The 18,266-nt window shown below is 40.5% G+C and carries 11 protein-coding genes and 1 pseudogene; 9 read left to right on the top strand and 3 right to left on the bottom strand.

Annotated features, from left to right (window positions below; translation table 11 throughout):
- The first annotated feature begins 206 nt into the window (after positions 1 to 206).
- A complete protein-coding gene (locus tag V7K73_RS26665) occupies positions 207 to 1,091 on the top strand; it encodes a ParA family protein (protein WP_334884637.1) in 885 nt (294 codons plus the stop codon).
- A gap of 234 nt (positions 1,092 to 1,325) precedes the next feature.
- Entirely contained in the window at positions 1,326 to 4,709 is a 3,384-nt protein-coding gene (locus tag V7K73_RS26660) for an amino acid permease (RefSeq protein ID WP_334884615.1), read from the top strand.
- Positions 4,710 to 4,811: 102 nt separating this feature from the next.
- Here V7K73_RS26660 and V7K73_RS26655 read toward each other — a convergent pair whose 3' ends face one another.
- Entirely contained in the window at positions 4,812 to 5,957 is a 1,146-nt protein-coding gene (locus V7K73_RS26655; protein ID WP_334884613.1) for a histidine decarboxylase, read from the bottom strand.
- Between the two features lie 715 nt (positions 5,958 to 6,672).
- Positions 6,673 to 9,621: an isoleucine--tRNA ligase gene (gene ileS / locus V7K73_RS26650; protein ID WP_334884611.1), complete on the bottom strand. Its 2,949-nt coding sequence runs from the start codon at positions 9,619 to 9,621 to the stop codon at positions 6,673 to 6,675.
- 356 nt (positions 9,622 to 9,977) lie between these two features.
- Here ileS and V7K73_RS26645 point away from each other — a divergent pair, with 356 nt between their 5' ends.
- The 5 genes from V7K73_RS26645 (at position 9,978) to V7K73_RS26625 (ending at position 15,184) form a co-directional block, all read left to right on the top strand.
- Positions 9,978 to 10,346: a Crp/Fnr family transcriptional regulator gene (locus V7K73_RS26645; protein WP_334884609.1), complete on the top strand. Its 369-nt coding sequence runs from the start codon at positions 9,978 to 9,980 to the stop codon at positions 10,344 to 10,346.
- A gap of 117 nt (positions 10,347 to 10,463) precedes the next feature.
- Positions 10,464 to 10,829: a Lin0512 family protein gene (locus V7K73_RS26640; protein WP_334884608.1), complete on the top strand. Its 366-nt coding sequence runs from the start codon at positions 10,464 to 10,466 to the stop codon at positions 10,827 to 10,829.
- Positions 10,830 to 11,654: 825 nt separating this feature from the next.
- Positions 11,655 to 13,013 carry an aromatic ring-hydroxylating dioxygenase subunit alpha gene (locus V7K73_RS26635; protein ID WP_334884607.1) on the top strand — a complete coding sequence of 453 codons (1,359 nt, stop codon included), beginning with the start codon at positions 11,655 to 11,657 and terminating at the stop codon, positions 13,011 to 13,013.
- A 236-nt stretch (positions 13,014 to 13,249) separates the two neighbouring features.
- Positions 13,250 to 13,588, top strand: coding sequence for a hypothetical protein (locus V7K73_RS26630; RefSeq protein WP_334884605.1), 339 nt, complete (start codon positions 13,250 to 13,252; stop codon positions 13,586 to 13,588).
- Between the two features lie 411 nt (positions 13,589 to 13,999).
- Positions 14,000 to 15,184: an AbrB family transcriptional regulator gene (locus V7K73_RS26625; RefSeq protein WP_334884603.1), complete on the top strand. Its 1,185-nt coding sequence runs from the start codon at positions 14,000 to 14,002 to the stop codon at positions 15,182 to 15,184.
- A gap of 25 nt (positions 15,185 to 15,209) precedes the next feature.
- Here the strand turns inward: V7K73_RS26625 and V7K73_RS26620 are convergent, their stop codons facing one another.
- On the bottom strand, positions 15,210 to 15,590 hold the full coding sequence (locus tag V7K73_RS26620) for a thiol-disulfide oxidoreductase DCC family protein (protein WP_334884601.1): 381 nt from the start codon (positions 15,588 to 15,590) through the stop codon (positions 15,210 to 15,212).
- Between the two features lie 314 nt (positions 15,591 to 15,904).
- On the opposite strand from V7K73_RS26620, the pseudogene V7K73_RS26615 reads away from it, so the two are divergent.
- Positions 15,905 to 16,981 (top strand): annotated as a pseudogene (locus V7K73_RS26615) (aldo/keto reductase).
- A 112-nt stretch (positions 16,982 to 17,093) separates the two neighbouring features.
- Positions 17,094 to 17,675 (top strand): DNA starvation/stationary phase protection protein Dps, encoded by a 582-nt coding sequence (dps, locus tag V7K73_RS26610; protein ID WP_334884599.1) that lies wholly within the window; start codon positions 17,094 to 17,096, stop codon positions 17,673 to 17,675.
- Positions 17,676 to 18,266: the final 591 nt, after the last annotated feature.

The raw sequence follows: 18,266 nt of genomic DNA, 5'->3' as shown, positions 1-18,266 counted from the left end.
AAGTGATAGCGGTTTAACTAGCTCATTTCATCAAAAAACATTACCACGCCTGAGATTAGAGACTTCCAGTAAAAAAAAATATCCCTTCGTCGCGGGCAATCTCACTGAAATGAGTTTGCGAAAATATTAAATTTAATGAAAGATTTAATAGATCGAGACAAGTGTACGCTAGCTACATGGAAATGCGTCAACAGAGGACTCAACCAATGGGATATGTAATTGCTACTGCAAATATGAAAGGTGGTGTTGGTAAAACTACCCTCACTGTCAACTTAGCTACCTGTTTAGCTAAAAATCATGGTAAACGGGTGCTTGTCCTTGATTTAGACAGCCAAATCAGCGCCACACTCAGTTTGATGTCGCCTTTAGATTTTGCCAAGCGTCGTAAACAAAGTAAGACATTTAGGTATCTGATAGACCAAGTTATCAATCCAGAACCAGAAGCAAAATTGACAATTCAAGATATCATTCAATCCCAGGTTTGTAATCTTCCCGGTCTGGATTTGTTACCAGGAGATATCGACTTATATGATGAATTTGCTGTTTCAGAAATGCTGCATCAGCAAGCAACTGCTTTGGGTGAACAGGACTTTGAAACAATTTGGAATCGCTTTGAAAGAGTCTTGATAAATAATATTTTAAAACCTGTGCGTCAAGAATATGATTTTATCCTCTTAGATTGTGCGCCTGGATATAATTTATTAACTCGTAGCGCTTTAGCTGCCAGTGATTTTTACATACTTCCTGCTAAACCAGAACCCTTATCTGTAGTGGGTATTCAACTCCTAGAAAGACGCATTGCCAAATTAAAAGACAGCCACGGACATGAAACCAAAATAGATATAAAAATGCTGGGGATTGTATTCAGCATGTCCAGTGCTAACCTTCTCACTGGCAGATACTATAAACAAGTGATGCACCGCGTTGTTGAAGATTTCGGTGTAGAAAAAATTTGTAAAGTACAAATACCAGTTGATGTCAATGTTGCTAAGGCTGTCGATAGTTTTATGCCAGCTGTTTTAATCGCTCCCCAATCAGCTGGTTCAAAAGCGTTCTTTCAGTTAACTCAGGAGTTGTTGCAAAAGCTATAGCTATAGCTCTAGAACTGCTGAGTTCAACGAAGAGGCAGGGGGAAGCAGGCAGAAAGCTTAAGAAAATGACCCTATAATAACCTCATCAAAGCCTGCACTCTGCCTCCTGCTTGACTCGATAAAAACTAGTAATAATTAAGTAATTTTTCCGATAAGTCCAGCATTTATACTGAAGCTATGTACAGCAATATTCGGCTATTGAGTGAAAAGGCCAGTAAATCTCGCTAAGAAACAATGCTTACTAAAAATTCTGTACAGGCAGAGAAAAATCAACGCTTGGTAATGCGTTTACCACGGGCTCTGAGTTATCTCGAAACGTGGGGCTTTGGCTTAACAGGTCATGTGGGATGGATTGGTACTGCCCCGATTATTCATGCAGCGTTAGGGCCTAGAGCTATGTTAGTTTGGTTGTTTGGCACGATGGTCTCCTTTTTACTCAACTTGCAAGTACAAAGTCTAGGTAGATATTGGCCAGATGTCGCTGGCGGAACACCAAATTATACCACCAGGCTACTAAAGAACTTTCCAAGCTTAGGCCGTTACGTAGCCTTAGGATACTTTTTTAGCTGGGCAGCAGCACCAGCACTGTATGCGATTATTCTCACAGACCTAATTAAAGTCAATTTTGAAACATTAGGTATTTATTGTCCAGAAACTTTTTTAAAAGTTCTTTTTACAGCAATTCCTTTTATTTTGGCTTTCAGTGGTACTCGTGCTTTAGCACTTTTGCATTTATTTTTTGTATTACCAGCCATTTTATTACTACTTTTGTTTTGTATTCAAGGCGTAGTATGGTCAGCCTTCTCAACCACTAGTTTTAAACTTATCCTAACTAGCACAGATAGTTTGAGCTTTGGAGAATGGGCAAAGTGGTTTTTTTTGGGTAGCTATTCAATTTATGCTTGTGAAACCACTTCTTCATTTGTTGCTGATAGCCGCCACCCATATAAAACTTTGAAGTTCTTAACCGTAGCTGCTTGGCTAATTCCTGCGGTGTTTTTAGGTGCTTCTTGGGTATTAATGTGTTCGCCTCCAAATCCAAGAATAGGTGACGATGTGTTCTTAAATCTGGTGGCGGCTTCTAAGCCTTTTTGGGGTGAATCTGCCTCTTTTATAGTTACACTTCTGATTACTGTATCCTGCCTTTTAAGTGCTGCTACGGCAGTTTCCAACTCTCCTCGGATATTATACCAACTTGCTTTAGACGATCAGCTTTCTCCTCTATTTACATTAGTTTCTCCCCAAGGTGTCCTTGGGCCAGCTATCTTAGTTACCTTTCTACTCAGTCTGCTTTGTCTAAATTTGGGAAATGTAGCTCAACTTCTCACGGTAGCAGGCACCTGTTATCTTGTGTCGATTATGGGTCTACATCTGGGATTATGGCTGTGTCGGGACAAACCGCAGGTGTTATGGCCTTGGTGGTCACTTGGTTTTTTCTGTATAGAAGCGGTAGTTCTAATAGTAGGAGGTTTAGCTTGGAATTGGAGATATTTTTCAGTTGGTTTATTATTACCCGTTCTTTTGATGATAGGAGATGTAGGGCTACGTCGCTTAAATTTAGCACCATTACACCTAAAATGGGGGACACAGCATTACGACGTTAGGTCTAGTATAAACAACCAAGATTTTGTGGTACTACAGGTGATTGTTTTAGTATCATTAATTTGTATTACTACCACAAGCACTTGGTTTATCCGCGATTTATTAGACAAAAATTATCATAATATTCATAATTCTTTGCTAGCTATTCTGTTAGTGACATTTTCTTTTACAGGGGTTGCCATCGCTTGCTGGACAACTCTACCACAAATCGCTGCTATTGATAACGCACGCAAACAAGCAAAAAGCCTGTTTATTACTACTCTCGATACTGTCCCAGATACTATTTTAGTCTTAGATGAAAACGGTAAAATTTGCGAGATAAATGCTGCCGCTGAAGAATTATTTCAAACAACTGTTCAGCAGCTACTTGGCAAAAAATTGAATCAACTTTTAATCAGCTATCGCGGGAAACCGGAGCAATGGCCTATTAGAAGTGAGCAAACCTTAAAAATAAACCAAACTCTACGAATTGTTGAATCGACTATTTCACAGCCATTTAATTCCCAGCTACGAGAATATGTTGTTATTATCCGTGACATTACTAAACGTAAGTTAGTAGAAAAAGAATTAGTTCAGTATCGTCATCAGCTTGAGCAGATGGTTCTAGAACGCACCGTTGAACTTATTAAACTAAATCAACAACTTGAGCAAGACATTATCAAGCGTCAACAAGTACAAGAGCAATTACTGCACAATAGTCTTCATGACGGGCTAACCGGATTACCTAATCAACGATTCTTTTTGGAGCGAGTGCAGCGAGCAATAGAACGCAATCAAGAGCAAAATAAATATTTATTTGCCGTACTTTTCTTAGACTTAGACCGCTTTAAAGTTGTTAATGACAGCCTTGGACATCTACTGGGAAATCAACTTTTAATTGAAATTTCTCATCGGCTAAAATCAGTTCTGCGAGTTGGAGATATAATTGCCCGTTTTGGTGGAGATGAATTCACAATCTTAATTGAAGAAATTGAGGATATCAGCACCGCCATACAGGTAGCCGAGCGAATTAAAAAAGTGCTAGCTTTACCATTTCAATTAAATGAGCATAGGGTGTTTACTAATGCTAGTATTGGCATCGCTTTAAGTAAAGCAGATTATGAGCAAGCAGCGCAGATTCTACGCGATGCCGATGTGGCAATGTACTGCGCCAAATCACTTGGGAAGGCACGCTATGAGGTCTTTGACCGAAAAATGTACGAGGGTGCATCTTTGCTCTTGGAGTTAGAAACTGCTCTGCGAAATGCACTGCTCAAACAAGAAGAATTTCGCCTTAATTACCAGCCAATTATTTCACTGACAACTGGCAGAATTATTGGATTTGAGGCACTAATACGTTGGCGTCATCCAAAACAAGGGCTTGTCTCCCCTCAAGATTTTATTCCCCTGGCAGAAGAAACTGGAATGATTGTTAGTATCGGAAAATGGGTGCTTTATGAAGCCTGTCATCAAATGCATAAATGGCATCAACAATTTCCTAGCTCATTACCTCTGACAATGAGCGTTAATTTTTCTGGAAAACAAATTACTCAACCTGATGTTTTTAAAGAAGTTAAAGATATTTTGCAAGAAACTGGACTAAACCCATGCAGTTTGAAATTGGAGATTACTGAAACATTGTTGATGGATAATTTTCAATTAGCTACCACCGTACTTTCCCAGTTAACAGCGCTGAATATCGAGTTGCACATGGATGATTTTGGTACTGGCTATTCATCTTTGAATTACCTGCACCGCCTACCAATCAAAACCCTTAAGATTGACCGTTCTTTCGTCAGCAATATAGGTAGTCGAGGAGAAAATTTAGAAATTGTTCGAGCTATTGTGACATTAGCTCATAATTTAGACATGTTTGTAACAGCAGAAGGGATAGAAACTGTAGAGCAATTAGCACAACTGAAGGCTCTACAATGTGATTATGGACAAGGGTATTTTTTCTTACCACCTATGGAAGGTGAAGAAGTAGAAACACTACTTGCCGCTAACTTGTGTCAGAAAAATTTTTTAAAGAAATAAAACAGTCGTCAGAATTATTCTCATAAAATCTTGGAATCAAATTCTCTTTAGAGTAACACCTTGGATTGGGCGATTAAGAGCGCTTGATAATCTACATTAGTGTCATACTCGCTGTAGCTGGGAATCCTCGGTGTTATCGACTAACCCTTCTTCTTGCAAAAGTTCATTCATAAAAATATCGATTTTGTTGCGATTAATATTCTGCATGACTATAATGTGCGCCCAATTTTCCAAAACTGCTAATTGCCACTTTTTAATTAACTTTTGAGAAGGTTTTTGAAACACTACTGTATTGGAAAATTTATTTAACATGCATGGATATTCTCTTATTTGAAGTTGTTGGAAAAGATATTGGGCATTATCAATACAAGTATTTGCTTCTCTCGCTAATCCATCATAACCTCTTGTTTGCACTGCATACCAGAGAATTAGGGGAGTGTGACCGTTTCTAGAGCCTAGAATAGTTGTATCTATTGAACCAATATATTCAATTTCTGTCTCAACTTTTTCTACCCATTTTTTCTTAGTTAAAACTACACCGCAAGGTAACGGAGAACCAATGAATTTAGCAGAAATAGCTATACTATCTATGGGTTTTTGAAAGTTAACTTGCGGAGCGCCATCTAAAAATGGTAATATTAATCCTGAAAGTGCCGCATCACAATGGATGTAATAATCTTTAATCGAATTGCGCTCTAAAATTGCTAGAACTTTGTCTAAGTTATCAATTGCACCTTTGACAGTAGTCCCAATATTTAAATTTATGATGGCTGGATAACTACAATTTTCGCTAAGTAGTTGTTCAAAATTCTCATAATTCATTTCTCCATTAATTTGCGAATTAATAACATTATGTTGAATGCGAAATAATTTAGCTGCTTTAGGAATTGAGTAATGAGAATCTTGTGATGAGTAAAGAATCCCATTCGGGTAAATTTCCCTTGCTAAGAACATTCCATATAAATTACCTTCAGTTCCGCCAGCAGTAACATAACCCCAAAACTGATCTTCTGGAATTTTATAGAGGTTAGCAAAAAAAGATAATACTTCTTGCTCGAAATTCCGAGAATGTAGACCAAAATCTGGTTCTACATAAGGATCTCCAGCATTATTTAACAGATAATTGAAAAATTTTGAGAGCGCACTATAATCACAATTTAAATTATATGGATAACCTGCATGAAACTGCGATCGCTGTTCTATTTGCAACAAAAAATCTGCTAAGTCTTTAGCAACTTTATTTGACATGCCTTTGTCTCTCTTGATGTGTGATTGGCTTAATGGATGTTTTATCTTAAATACTACGTATTAATCCATACCTTTATATTTTCTTAATAATCTATCTATTCGGCTATTTAATTGAAAACGTTTTGGTGAAAATACTGAGTACAGTCCAGTAATAATACCCAATTTGCGGCTACAAAGGATATTACACTTAGGACTTACGCAATTTAGGATTACGCATATCTATTTCAGGGGGTGACTGCAACCTGATTAAAATAATTCGTAATAGAGCCTCCGGCACGCTTTGTGCGAACGTCAATTTTGTTTTGTAATGAAGAGTGCTGTTGTGGGGACGGTTTGGGACTCGCATTACAACGTGCGATTTAACCCCAATCGCATTACTTACGCGATTTTTGAACCGGGGGACTTAAACCCACGGAATTGAGTTAACGTGAATTCTACGGATGATGTAGTGTCTATCTAATTAGCCTGAATGAAAAGACCACTAAGAGGTTTTACTAGGCAAAAAATTCCCTCTCTGACGGGGGAGAGGGAAAAATTTAAACTTTAGTTGAAGGTAGGGAGAGGTTTGTTGAACTAACGTAAGTAGGTAGGCAAGATAAAACCAAACTATGTAACGAAAAGTAAAATCTCTATATTTGGCTCGTAGTTGCGCTTTAGCGCTAAAGCGCAACTACGAGCCAGTGATGATTATTTGCGCCCACTTACTAAGTATTTACTAGAACTCTCCAGCTAAGGCTGCAACGCATCGTTCGCAAATTAAGGGATGTTCTGCTGATTCTCCCACGTAGGTAGAGTAGTTCCAACATCGGTCGCATTTTTCCCCGTCTGCTTTCACTACAGCAATTCCCCAATCTTCCGTCTGCGCTGTATATTTTAATCCTTGCAACCCTTGAGCAGAATCTAATAATTCCACCTGGGAAGTCAGCAATAAATACCGCAGTTCGTCAATACCGTTACCCTTAACCGGGTTAAAGGCTTTGATAGCATCACCTAACTGTTTATGAGGTATATGAATCAAAGCTTTGGCTTCCAAGGAAGAACCAATCATTTTTTCAATCCTGGCTTGTTCCAACACCTTGTTAACATCGGTGCGGAGTTGTCGCAGTGCTGACCAAAATTCCGCTAACTCTGGATTACGCCATTTTTCTTCCACTAGTAGCCAACCGGCTTCAAACACCGATTTGTAAGGTGTTTTGTAGGGGAGATATTGCCAGATATCTTCGGCGGTGTGGCATAATACTGGTGCGATCGCTCGTGCTAAATTATCTATTGCTATCTTCAGCACTGTTTGACAACTGCGACGGCGGAAAGCATCTTTTGCACTGATGTACAATCTATCTTTGGCAACATCTAAATAAAAGTTGGATAAATCCACCACGCAGAAATTCTGCACTGTTTGGAAGAAGCGGAAGAATTGGAAACTCTCAAAGGCTTCGGTTACTTCCTCAAACACTTCGGTGATGCGGTGCAGCATATAACGGTCAAGTTCTGGCAATTCCTCAAAGGGGACTGTATCTTTTTCTGGGTCAAAATCATCCAAGCTACCCAACAAAAACCGCGCTGTATTGCGGATTTTGCCTCTAACATCGTTCATCTGCTTGATGATGTTTTTGCCAATGCGGACATCGCCGGAGTAGTCTACCGATGATACCCACAATCTCAATATATCTGCACCATAAGCCGGTTCTACTTTTTGATTTTTCCCGCCTTCAATGATTGTATTGGGGTCAACCACATTTCCTTCAGACTTACTCATCTTTCGCCCTTGTTCATCCAAAGCGAAGCCGTGAGTTAGCACAGTTTTGTAAGGTGCAATGTCATTTACTGCTACACTGGTGAGCAAACTTGACTGGAACCAACCGCGATGTTGGTCGGAACCTTCCAAGTACATATCAGCAGGGTAGCGTAATGGACGCTGTTGGACGACAGATGCCCAAGATGAGCCAGAATCAAACCATACATCCATTGTGTCTGTACCTCTGCGGTACGACTTGCCATTTTGGCGATAAGATTCGGGTAATAATTCTTCAACTGATAATTCCCACCAAGCGTCGGAACCAATTTCTGCGATAATTGTTTGGGCGTGGTTGATAGTTTCCTCATTTAGCAGTACTTCCCCGGTGGCTTCATCGTAGAAAACGGGAATCGGTACACCCCAACTCCGCTGACGAGAGATACACCAATCGGAACGTTCCGCTACCATTGGGGTGATGCGATTTTCACCTTGGGCTGGAATCCATTTTACCGTGGCGATCGCCTTTAATGCTTCTTCTCTAAATCCTTCCACGGAAGCAAACCATTGTTCAGTAGCGCGGAAAATCGTTGGCTTTTTCGTCCGCCAATCATAAGGATATTTGTGGGGATATGCTTCTTCTTTCAACAAAGAACCAGCCGCAGCCAGTGCGTCAATCACCGCCTGATTCCCATCACCCAGCACATTTAACCCCGCAAATTGTCCCGCTTCTTCGGTAAAATTGCCATTGTCATCTACTGGTGCAAGGATAGGCAAACCGTAGCGCTGACCAACAATGTAATCTTCTTGACCGTGACCGGGGGCTGTATGTACCAACCCAGTACCCGACTCAGTAGTGATGTAATCACCGCCCACAACAATCGGACTTTCGCGGTCAAATAGAGGATGACGGTAAGTAGTATGTTCTAAATCATTCCCTTTAAAGGTGGCTTTTAGGGTTAACTCAACTCCCAAGGTTGAAGATAAACGTTCTATTAAATCAGCAGCAACGATGAGATAGCGGAACCTCACCCCCTCAGTCCCCCTCTCCGTTAACGGAGAGGGGGAAGAATCTTCCTCACTCCCTCTAAGAGCTTGCGGGGAGGGGGTTGGGAGGTGGGGTTCCACTTCCACCACTGCATAATTCAAATCTGCATTCACCGCTACAGCCAAATTCGCTGGAATTGTCCAAGGTGTAGTTGTCCAGATAGCCACACCCAAATCTGACAGATATTGGGCTAACAGTGGTTTTACAGTTTGGGCTAAACTTGTAACTGCAAAAGCTGCATAGATACTGCGGGAAACGTGACCTTCTGGATATTCCAACTCAGCTTCAGCCAAAGCGGTTTTAGAACTAGGACTCCAGTGAACCGGCTTCAAACCGCGATAGATGTAGCCTTTTAAGAACATCTGACCAAACACGGCAATTTGAGCCGCTTCATATTCCGGCTTCAGAGTTAGATAAGGGTTTTCCCAATCACCCCAAATACCGTAGCGTTTAAAATTATTGCGTTGGTCGTTTACCGCAACTAGGGCAAATTCTTTCGCTTTTTGTCGCAGTTGTAAAGGCGTTAAATTTTGTCGTTCTGCTGACTTCATGTTCTGCAAAACTTTTAACTCAATTGGTAAACCGTGACAATCCCAACCAGGGACATAGCGAACTTTACGCCCTTGTAGCATTTGGTAGCGGTTAATAATATCTTTGAGAATTTTATTTAAGGCATGACCAATATGGAGTGAGCCATTAGCGTAGGGAGGCCCATCGTGCAGTATAAATAATTCGCCGGGGTTATTTTCAAAGAGGCGATCGTAAATTTTATTTTCTTCCCAAAACTTTTGGATTTCCGGCTCGCGCTTGATGGCGTTTGCCCGCATATCAAAATTAGTCTTGGGTAGGTTTACAGTATCTTTGTAACTTCCTGATTCGGTCACAGTCTCATGCCTAGAATTAAATGTGCAGGTTTTATTAATTATAGAAGATGACAGGAAAACCAAAATTTGCTATTTTAACCTGAGTTTGATAACTATTATTTGACCTCTCCCCCAGCCCCTCTCCGAAACGGAGAGGGGAGCAAAAAGCTGAATTTTCACTTAATCTCCCTTTCCGACTCGCACAGGGACGGTTTTATCTAGTAAAACCTTCTTAGAGGTTTCTAGGCAACCAGGAGACTAATCAGGAATTTTGCGGAGATTTAGAGTTAATCAGCAGAAAGTAGTATACTTTTCTGGGTTCGCCTAAAGCTATCTAAAAGTTTCGTCTAAAAACCAATAATTGTGGGGTTGCTCTAATGTTAAGTCCTGTGGTGACAGTCAGTATATTTCAAAAACAACCCGACCCTCAAGTATTTTCAGCAGGTCAAGTCATCTTTGAAGAAGGACAGCCTGGTGATAATATGTACGGCATTATGGAAGGACAGATAGATATATTAGTCAATGGCAAGGTTGTAGAAACCATTGACACGGGCGAAGTTTTTGGTGTTGGGGTACTTGTAGGAGTAAAAAATAGAACTTACACAGCTATTGCCAAGGTGGACACCAAACTGGGTTTCCTTGATGAACAAAAATTTCTCTTTGCTGTTCAGGAAACCCCGATGTTTGCCCTACAGGTGATGAGAAGTTACTCAGAGCGGCTGAGTCGCTTGCAGCATATCGTCTAAAGTACCTCAGAAGACAAAAGGCAGAAGGGTGCAATAACCTGTGTGGCTCTCAAAGTGGAGTCATGTTTAGCTTCTGCCTTTTTTGGTGAAACATGAAAGATTTAATGGAGGTAGCTAATGGCGCATAAACGATTGATTATTGAGATGGGGATGGGAATAGATCAGCATGGACAAGAACCGACAGTAGCAGCATCTAGGGCAGTACGAAATGCGATCGCTCACAATGCTTTACCTGGTGTTTGGGAAGTTGCTGGTTTGAGTCACCCCAATGAAATGATTATAGAGGTTCAGGTAGCAGTTCCATACCCCGAACAAGTTAGAGAAGAAGAGGTACTCGCTGTACTACCATTTGGGCGGAAAACCCTTACCGTCCAAACTGGGGGGATGATAGTTCAAGGGCGGGCGATTCCTGAACTCAATGATAAAAATGATGAAATGTTGATTGCGATCGCATCTGTTACAGTTTTAATCGAAGATAAGTAGGCAGGGCTATTTCATTCTATTTTTACGGCAGTTTTTACGAATCTTTTTCAGAAAAATAAGAATTTAAACCGGAACTTAAGTTGAGAACCGGAGTTTTTGCCCTCACCCCCAGCCCCTCTCCCATATATGGGAGAGGGGAGACATATAGCGCTTCCCATTCAGATGCGGTACAAGATTATATCGCCAAGTGTACGGGCAAGTCTTAGACAAGCCCCTACCGATGTACCTCACATAAACGAGAACCGCTATAATTCTAGTTCCCCCTCTCTCAAACATGGGAGAGGAAAGACATAATTCTAGTTCCCCTTCTCTCAAACATGGGAGAGGAGAGACATAATTCTAGTTCCCCTTCTCCCATTTTTGGGAGAAGGGGTTAGGGGATGAGGGCTATCAAGGTTTTTACACTTACTTTCTCAAAATACTGAAATGCTTTATCAAAATGGCATTTGACTTACTCAAAATGCCTTATGACTTATTCATTTGGGTGTTTTCCGCAAGCAAAATGACCTTTGACTTACTCAAACCCCAGTTTACTTATTCATTTGGGTATTTTCCGCAAGCAAAATGACCTTTGACTTACTCAAACCCCAGTTTACTTATTCATTTGGGTATTTTCCGTAAGCAAAATGACCTTTGACTTACTCAAACCCCAGTTTACTTAGTCATTTGGGTGTTTTCCGCAAACAAAATGAGGTTTTACTGACTCATTTTGATATTTTCCGCAAGCAAACGTTAATTTTGGAATCACCCTAGAAATGTTCTATCTCTGGGACTAAGGATTTACTAATCCAAAAGTATTAAAATTATAGAAACCTGGAGAAAACTATGTCATTAGAAACAGAGACACTACAGGCAACACCACCAACTTCTACCTTTGAGACACTTGAGGAGAAGCAAGAATTTAACTGGAGGGAATGCTGGTATCCCGTCACCTTTGTGCAAGACTTGCCGGACAACCGCCCTCATAGCTTTTCGTTGTACGATGAACCTTTGGTTTTGTTCAAAAGCAAAGATGGAGAGTTTATCTGTTTAACAGATCGTTGTCCTCACCGTACAGCTAAACTTTCTGAAGGACAAATTATTGACGGCAAAATTGAGTGTTTATATCACGGTTGGCAGTTTGGCAGTGATGGTCAATGTCTGCATATTCCCCAATTACCAGCAGATGCAAAAATTCCAGTCAATGCTTGCGTACCATCTTTTAAGGTTGTGGAACGTCAAGGCATGATTTGGGTGTGGGCTGGTGAAAAAGAAACTGCTGTTGATGAAAATATCCCAATTCTACCAGATTTAGATAAGCCGGGATTTGTTTGTGCAGACTTTATATTGGATCTGCCTTATGACCAAACATATCTAATAGAAAATGTCACCGATCCGGCTCATGTTGCTATTAGCCATGATGGCACTAGAGGGGGTGGTAATCGCAAAAATGCCCAACCGCTAGAAATGGAAGTGCTAGAGAGTTCAATTCAGGGAATTCGAGCTAAGTGGCGGGGAATTAATAAATCAAATGAAGCTTGGAAGTATATTAATTTTGTTGCCCCAACTCTTGTTTTGAACAATGCTTATATTGAAGACCGAGGTTGGAGGTTTGGATTAGCTTTATATGCGATTCCTTTAGGTAAAGGGCGATGCCGTCTTTTAGCTAGAGGTTATCGTAATTTCATGACTTGGGGAGTCAAGCTAAGACCACGCTGGCTAGATCACTTAAATACCAACAAAATATTAGAGCAGGATTTACCTCTCATTGCGGGACAACAGTCAGAAATTGAGCGTTTAAAAACAAGTCTCAAAGAACTATATTTGCCTCTGAAAACATCTGACACATTAGTAGTTGAGTACCGCAAGTGGCTAGATAAGTTTGGGTCATCTTTGCCTTTCTATCAAGGCTATTCCACATGGAAAAATGTTGAGAATGGTGAGTTGAATCCAAAGCTGATTTTGTTAGATAGATTCTCGCGGCATACACTTATTTGTAGTTCTTGCAATCGTGCTTATAAAGTGACAAATAGGGTTAAGCAAAGTTGTATAGGGGTAGCGATCGCTCTAGCTGCTGTAGCAATAGTTGCAGATGATTCTAGAATTAAAATTGCAGCAATATCGCTTTCTATAGCAGCAGTTGTAATGTCCGCGATCGCTCAAACACTGAAAACTCACTTTGAGCGTTCTTACACTCGTCACTAAAATAGAGACTAAGCACAGTTTGTAGTCAGGACTTTAGTCCTTATTTTCTAAGTACTAAAGTGCTTATTACAAACCCTCTTTCCTCCTACCCCCTTGTAGTCTTAATGATAAGTCTTTAACCAGACACGATATTAGTGGCTCTGCATTAGTAGCTCTGCGCTAAACTAAAAAATATTGGGATCAAAATCTCTGGCAGTAAGTTCAATACACCCCTAATCTTTACCACTGCGGCGATAATGTCTCAAGAGCATAACGAATCACTCCAAATTCAGGAGATTACCAAACTAAAACCGAAACACTTTGCTGATTTAGTCAGATCGGCACAATTGGTTTTTGACCCCACAGCAGGAGTTTCGGGAAGAAGTATCACAGTTGACTGGGAGCAATTCGGAATTCCCCATCATGTGGCGGACAATCTCAAATCACTCGGTCAGCAGTACCAATACGCATCTCCTCACATCCCTGTTGAAGACATTTGGAGTAAATTAACTCCAGAAACTCGTATTTGGTTCGTTGAAAATAAAGATAGGTTGTGGCAGCTTGAAGAAGCTTTCCCAGCCCTTGATGAAGATTAAACGGCTGAACCACGATTGAAAGGAATATAAATTATTTGTAGGGACACAATGATCTTTGTGTCCCTATCCTCTCTCTACAGGCATTTTTGTTTGAATACAATACGCGGTAAATTTACATTTAGTGGTCTGTCTCATTAAGTTTGTAGTAAGCACAAAGTGTCCTTACTACGAACTAAGCAAACTGGGGGCATCCCGTCAGGTGCAAAAACTTTGTGTTTGCCCTCATCCCCTAACCCCTTCTCCCAAAAATGGGAGAAGGGGAACTAGAATTATGTCCCCCCTCTCCCATTTTTGGGAGAGGGGCTGGGGGTGAGGGAAAAGATTTAAGCCAAAATTGGGATGTTCCCAGCAAACTTGACTATCGCTCTAGCTTAAGTACATAAGTTAAATTAATAAAAAAGCTCATTATCGATGAATCAAAGCCTAAGTGTTGCTCCTAACCTAGAAGAAGACACTGATGAAAATCCCGTTGTTAGCAAACAACAGCTATTTACCAAGCAATTAATTGTCCTTATTTTGGAAATGCTTCTAGCATTACCTTTGGGTTTACTCTTGGCAAAGTTCCAAATTGGTAGGATTGCTTGGATATTTGGCGGGATTGCTGCTGGTACAGTGGTTCTTCAAGGATGTCGAATTTTTTATGAATATTCCCCCCAACCTAACCGCACTGCTAGAAAAGTGGGAATGGCACTTGTAGGCTTAACTGTCGGCGCTTCTAATGCCCACGGTAATCTAGCTAGTGTTGCTTCTAATATTCCTATATTTATTTTTCTTACCTTGTTTTTGCTACTGAGTGGAACCTGTATTGGTTATATTTACTCGCGCCTTAGCAAAACCAACCTGTTAACAGCAATGCTGGCTACAGTTCCTGGTGGTGTGGGAATTATGGCAGCGATCGCTGCCGATTACAATAAAAATGTTAGTTTGGTTGCCTTAGTTCAGGCGATTCGTGTCACCTCAGTAGTTATTCTAATTCCCTTCATCGCTAAGACATCAACTGGTAATTACTATCCGCAAACACTCCCAATCAACGCTGCTTGGCTCAATTTCGATCCATCTCAAATAGAATTACTTTTGTTAGTACTAGTAATTACTGGATTAGTAGTTTATCCAGCTATATTATTTAAAATTCCGGCTGGCGATTTCTTTGGTGCATTGTTGATTGGGATCGGATTTAATCCTTTGCTACATTGGCTACCTTTTGCAGGTGATATTAGCTTTAGTCCACCGCCAATAATAAACTTATTGGGTCAAATGCTACTAGGAATTACTATTGGTGAGTATTGGGGAGACAAACCCAACTTTAGAAAGCGGACTGTCGGCTATGCCTTGATGTCTGTGGGGATGACCCTAATAGCGGGAGCGATCGCTGCTATAATTGCGATGCAATTAACCTCTTGGGACTGGTTAACCTGTCTTTTAGTCACAGCACCAGGAGGATCGGCAGAAATGATTTTAGTTTCCCTGACATTGAATCATAATGTTGAAATTGTCACAACTGGTCATTTAGTGCGACTAATTGCAATTAATAGTTCCCTGCCTTTTTGGGTATTTTTGTTTCGCCGTCTGGATGAGCAAGTTTCAAAGCCAGTTTAATTGATCAAGGCATTGGCCACAATAATCAAATAGAAGTCCTATATGTATTAGAACGCTTACCAAAAATTGCATAGCGATTATCGCGGATTTGTTCGTAAAAGCGATCGCCTGCCCATTTCATCCCCGGTAAGGCTCGATAAGCGTCTACAAATATACTTCCTAGTGGCAATAACCGCCCAATTTCTTCTGCGGCGTTACTACCTTGCCAACGTCTCTGAGGTTCATTACCATCAATTAAAATCATCCCTTGTTCACAGTCTTGGGCTGTAATTCCCCACTGTAAAAGTGCTTGCTCATCTTGCATAGGAGTGTAGCGAAACAGCTTTCCTTGGTCTAGGGTTTCTAGCAATTGCACTAAAGTAACGCAGAGATTACAATTTCCATCGTAGATTACGTAGTAATTCATAAAAATAATTGACTTGTCAGTTGTGTTTAAATGCAACTTTAGTATTTTAGCTTAGAAAACCGTGGCGATCGCTCTTACCTCAGTAAATCAGTCCTAAATAATGCGCTTCACTTTAGCCAAAACAAAATGTTTTTTATTTGTCAAATTTGCATAATGTCATCTAACTTAAGTTGTAAATTTGGAAGCGATCGCATTTAAATAGCACAACAATACAAATACTAAAAAGCTTGTCCTCAAACATTACCTCCGGTTTCCAGTTATCATGCTTTTAGAATGGTAAACGCTATAGTTTTTTCATTAGTGAGAAAATATTCATGAGATACAAACTCTTGGGTAAAAGCGGGTTAAGAGTCTCTGAACTCTCCTTAGGAACCATGACTTTTGGTGAAGATTGGGGTTGGGGTGCATCTGTTGACGAAAGTCGTAAAATCTTTGATAGCTATGTAGAAGCAGGGGGAAATTTCATTGACACCGCCAACGGTTATACCGATGGTAGCAGTGAAAAAATTGTTGGTGAGTTGATTGCTAAAGAACGAGAACGCTTTGTAGTTGCGACAAAATATTCCTTTCCCTTGCAGATGAATAACAAAAAGGGCGATCCTAACGCCAGTGGAAACCATCGCAAGAATTTAATTCAGTCTTTAGAAGGTAGCCTGAAACGACTTAATACTGATTACATTGATTTATTCTGGTTACACGCTTGGGATTTCACAACACCTATTGAAGAAGTCTTGCGTAGGCGTAGCCCGCCGTAGGCATCGCTTGATGATGTAGTCCGTCAAGGTAAAGTACTTTACATCGGTATTTCTGACACACCCGCTTGGATCGTTTCCCAAGCAAATACCATCGCCCAATACCAAGGATGGACGCAATTTATCGCCCTGCAAATTGAGTATAGTTTAATTCAACGAACACCAGAACGTGACTTGCTACCGATGGACAAAGCCTTGGATTTAGCAGTAACACCGTGGTCGCCTTTAGGTGGTGGTGTGCTGACAGGGAAGTATAATCAACCTCCTCAAGCAGACGATGAACAAGGAAGATTAGTAAATCCAATGTTTGGAACTATTTCAGAACGGAATTTAGCGATCGCTCAAGTTGTCAGTGAAGTTGCAACCCAAATTGGACACACACCTTCACAAGTAGCATTAGCTTGGTTACACGCTCAAAATGGTGTGATTATTCCGATAATTGGGGCGCGTAAATTAACGCAGTTTCAAGATAACTTAGCTTCTTTAGATATCACCCTCTCGCCAGAACATTTGCAACGTTTAAATGAAGTGAGTCAAATTGAACTGGGTTTTCCTCATGACTTTTTGCACAATGATGTTATTCGCGATCGCCTTTTCGGTGGTACATTTAATACCATAGAAAATCATCGGATTAACTAATAGTAATAATCTTTAACATATCCAGGCATAAAATCAATCCATCGTCAGAGAGTTTCGCCAAGTCAATCAATTCTGTAGAGTTAGATATAAAAGGCATTAACAACGTAGAATCATGAGCGACAACAGCATTACATCACGTTTGTTTCCTACTCGCATTGACATTCCCGCCGAAGCAAGAGTGCAAATCGTGGTACTTCTCAACCAAACTTTGGCAGCTACTTCTGATTTGAAAACCCAAGCAAAGCAAGCGCATTGGAATGTTAAAGGTACTGACTTTTACCAATTGCACTTATTATTTGATGAACTTGCAGGGGAATTGGAAGAGTACATTGATATGGTAGCTGAACGCGTCACAGCTTTAGGCGGATACGCTTTTGGAACAGCCCGCGCCGCAGCTAGTAATTCAATTTTGCCAGAATATCCCTTAGATATTTTGGATGGCAAAGATCACGTAACAGCTTTGTCAGATCGTTATGCACTCTATGCTAAACATCTCCGGGAAGCGATCGATAAAACAGATGACTTAGGCGATCTCGACACTGCTGATCTTTATACCGAAATTTCCCGCACCATTGACAAACGACTCTGGTTCTTAGAAGCTCATCTGCAAGTAGCAGAAATTAAGGGAGAGAATGGCAAAGCGGCTACTACTGCTACTACTAAAACTCAAAAGATCCCCGCTGGTGTAAAATAAGCACTTCTGAGAAAAGTAGTCTTTCGTAAATCTAATAGTATCTTTTTGGTAAGTACGTCACTTTTAAGTGCGTACTTTTCATTTATATGTATATACTTTACTATTGAAATAGTTCAAAACTAGGTCGAAAAATTAAAAAATATTTTCGACAAGTGAAATCTCAAGATTAATACTTCAACTTCAATAAGCTAAGTATAAGATAAAACCTCACCCTCAATCCCTCTCCTTATTAAGGAGAGGGAAGCCGGATAGAGGGTGAGGTTTGATATTTTATTTGACCCACTTACTTAGTAGGTTAGTGAAAAAGTATGCTAATCCCATTCTGTTTCCCAACTCCCAACTCCCAACTCCAAACCCCTAACTCCTAACTTCCAACTCCTAACTCCTAACTTCCAACTCCTAACTCCTAACTTCCAACTCCTAACTCCTAACTCCTAACTCCCAACTCCTAACTCCCAACTCCCAACTCCCAACTCCTAACTCCTAACTCCTAACTCCTAACTCCTAACTCCTAACTCCTAACTCCTAACTCCTAACTCCTAACTAAATACTCCCAACTCCTAAGTAAATACTCATTAACAAAGAGGTAAA

The organism is Nostoc sp. (assembly GCF_036916975.1).
GTDB lineage: Bacteria > Cyanobacteriota > Cyanobacteriia > Cyanobacteriales > Nostocaceae > Nostoc.
The sequence above is the reverse complement of the archived record's forward strand: the minus strand, read 5'-3'. Positions and strand labels throughout refer to the sequence as shown.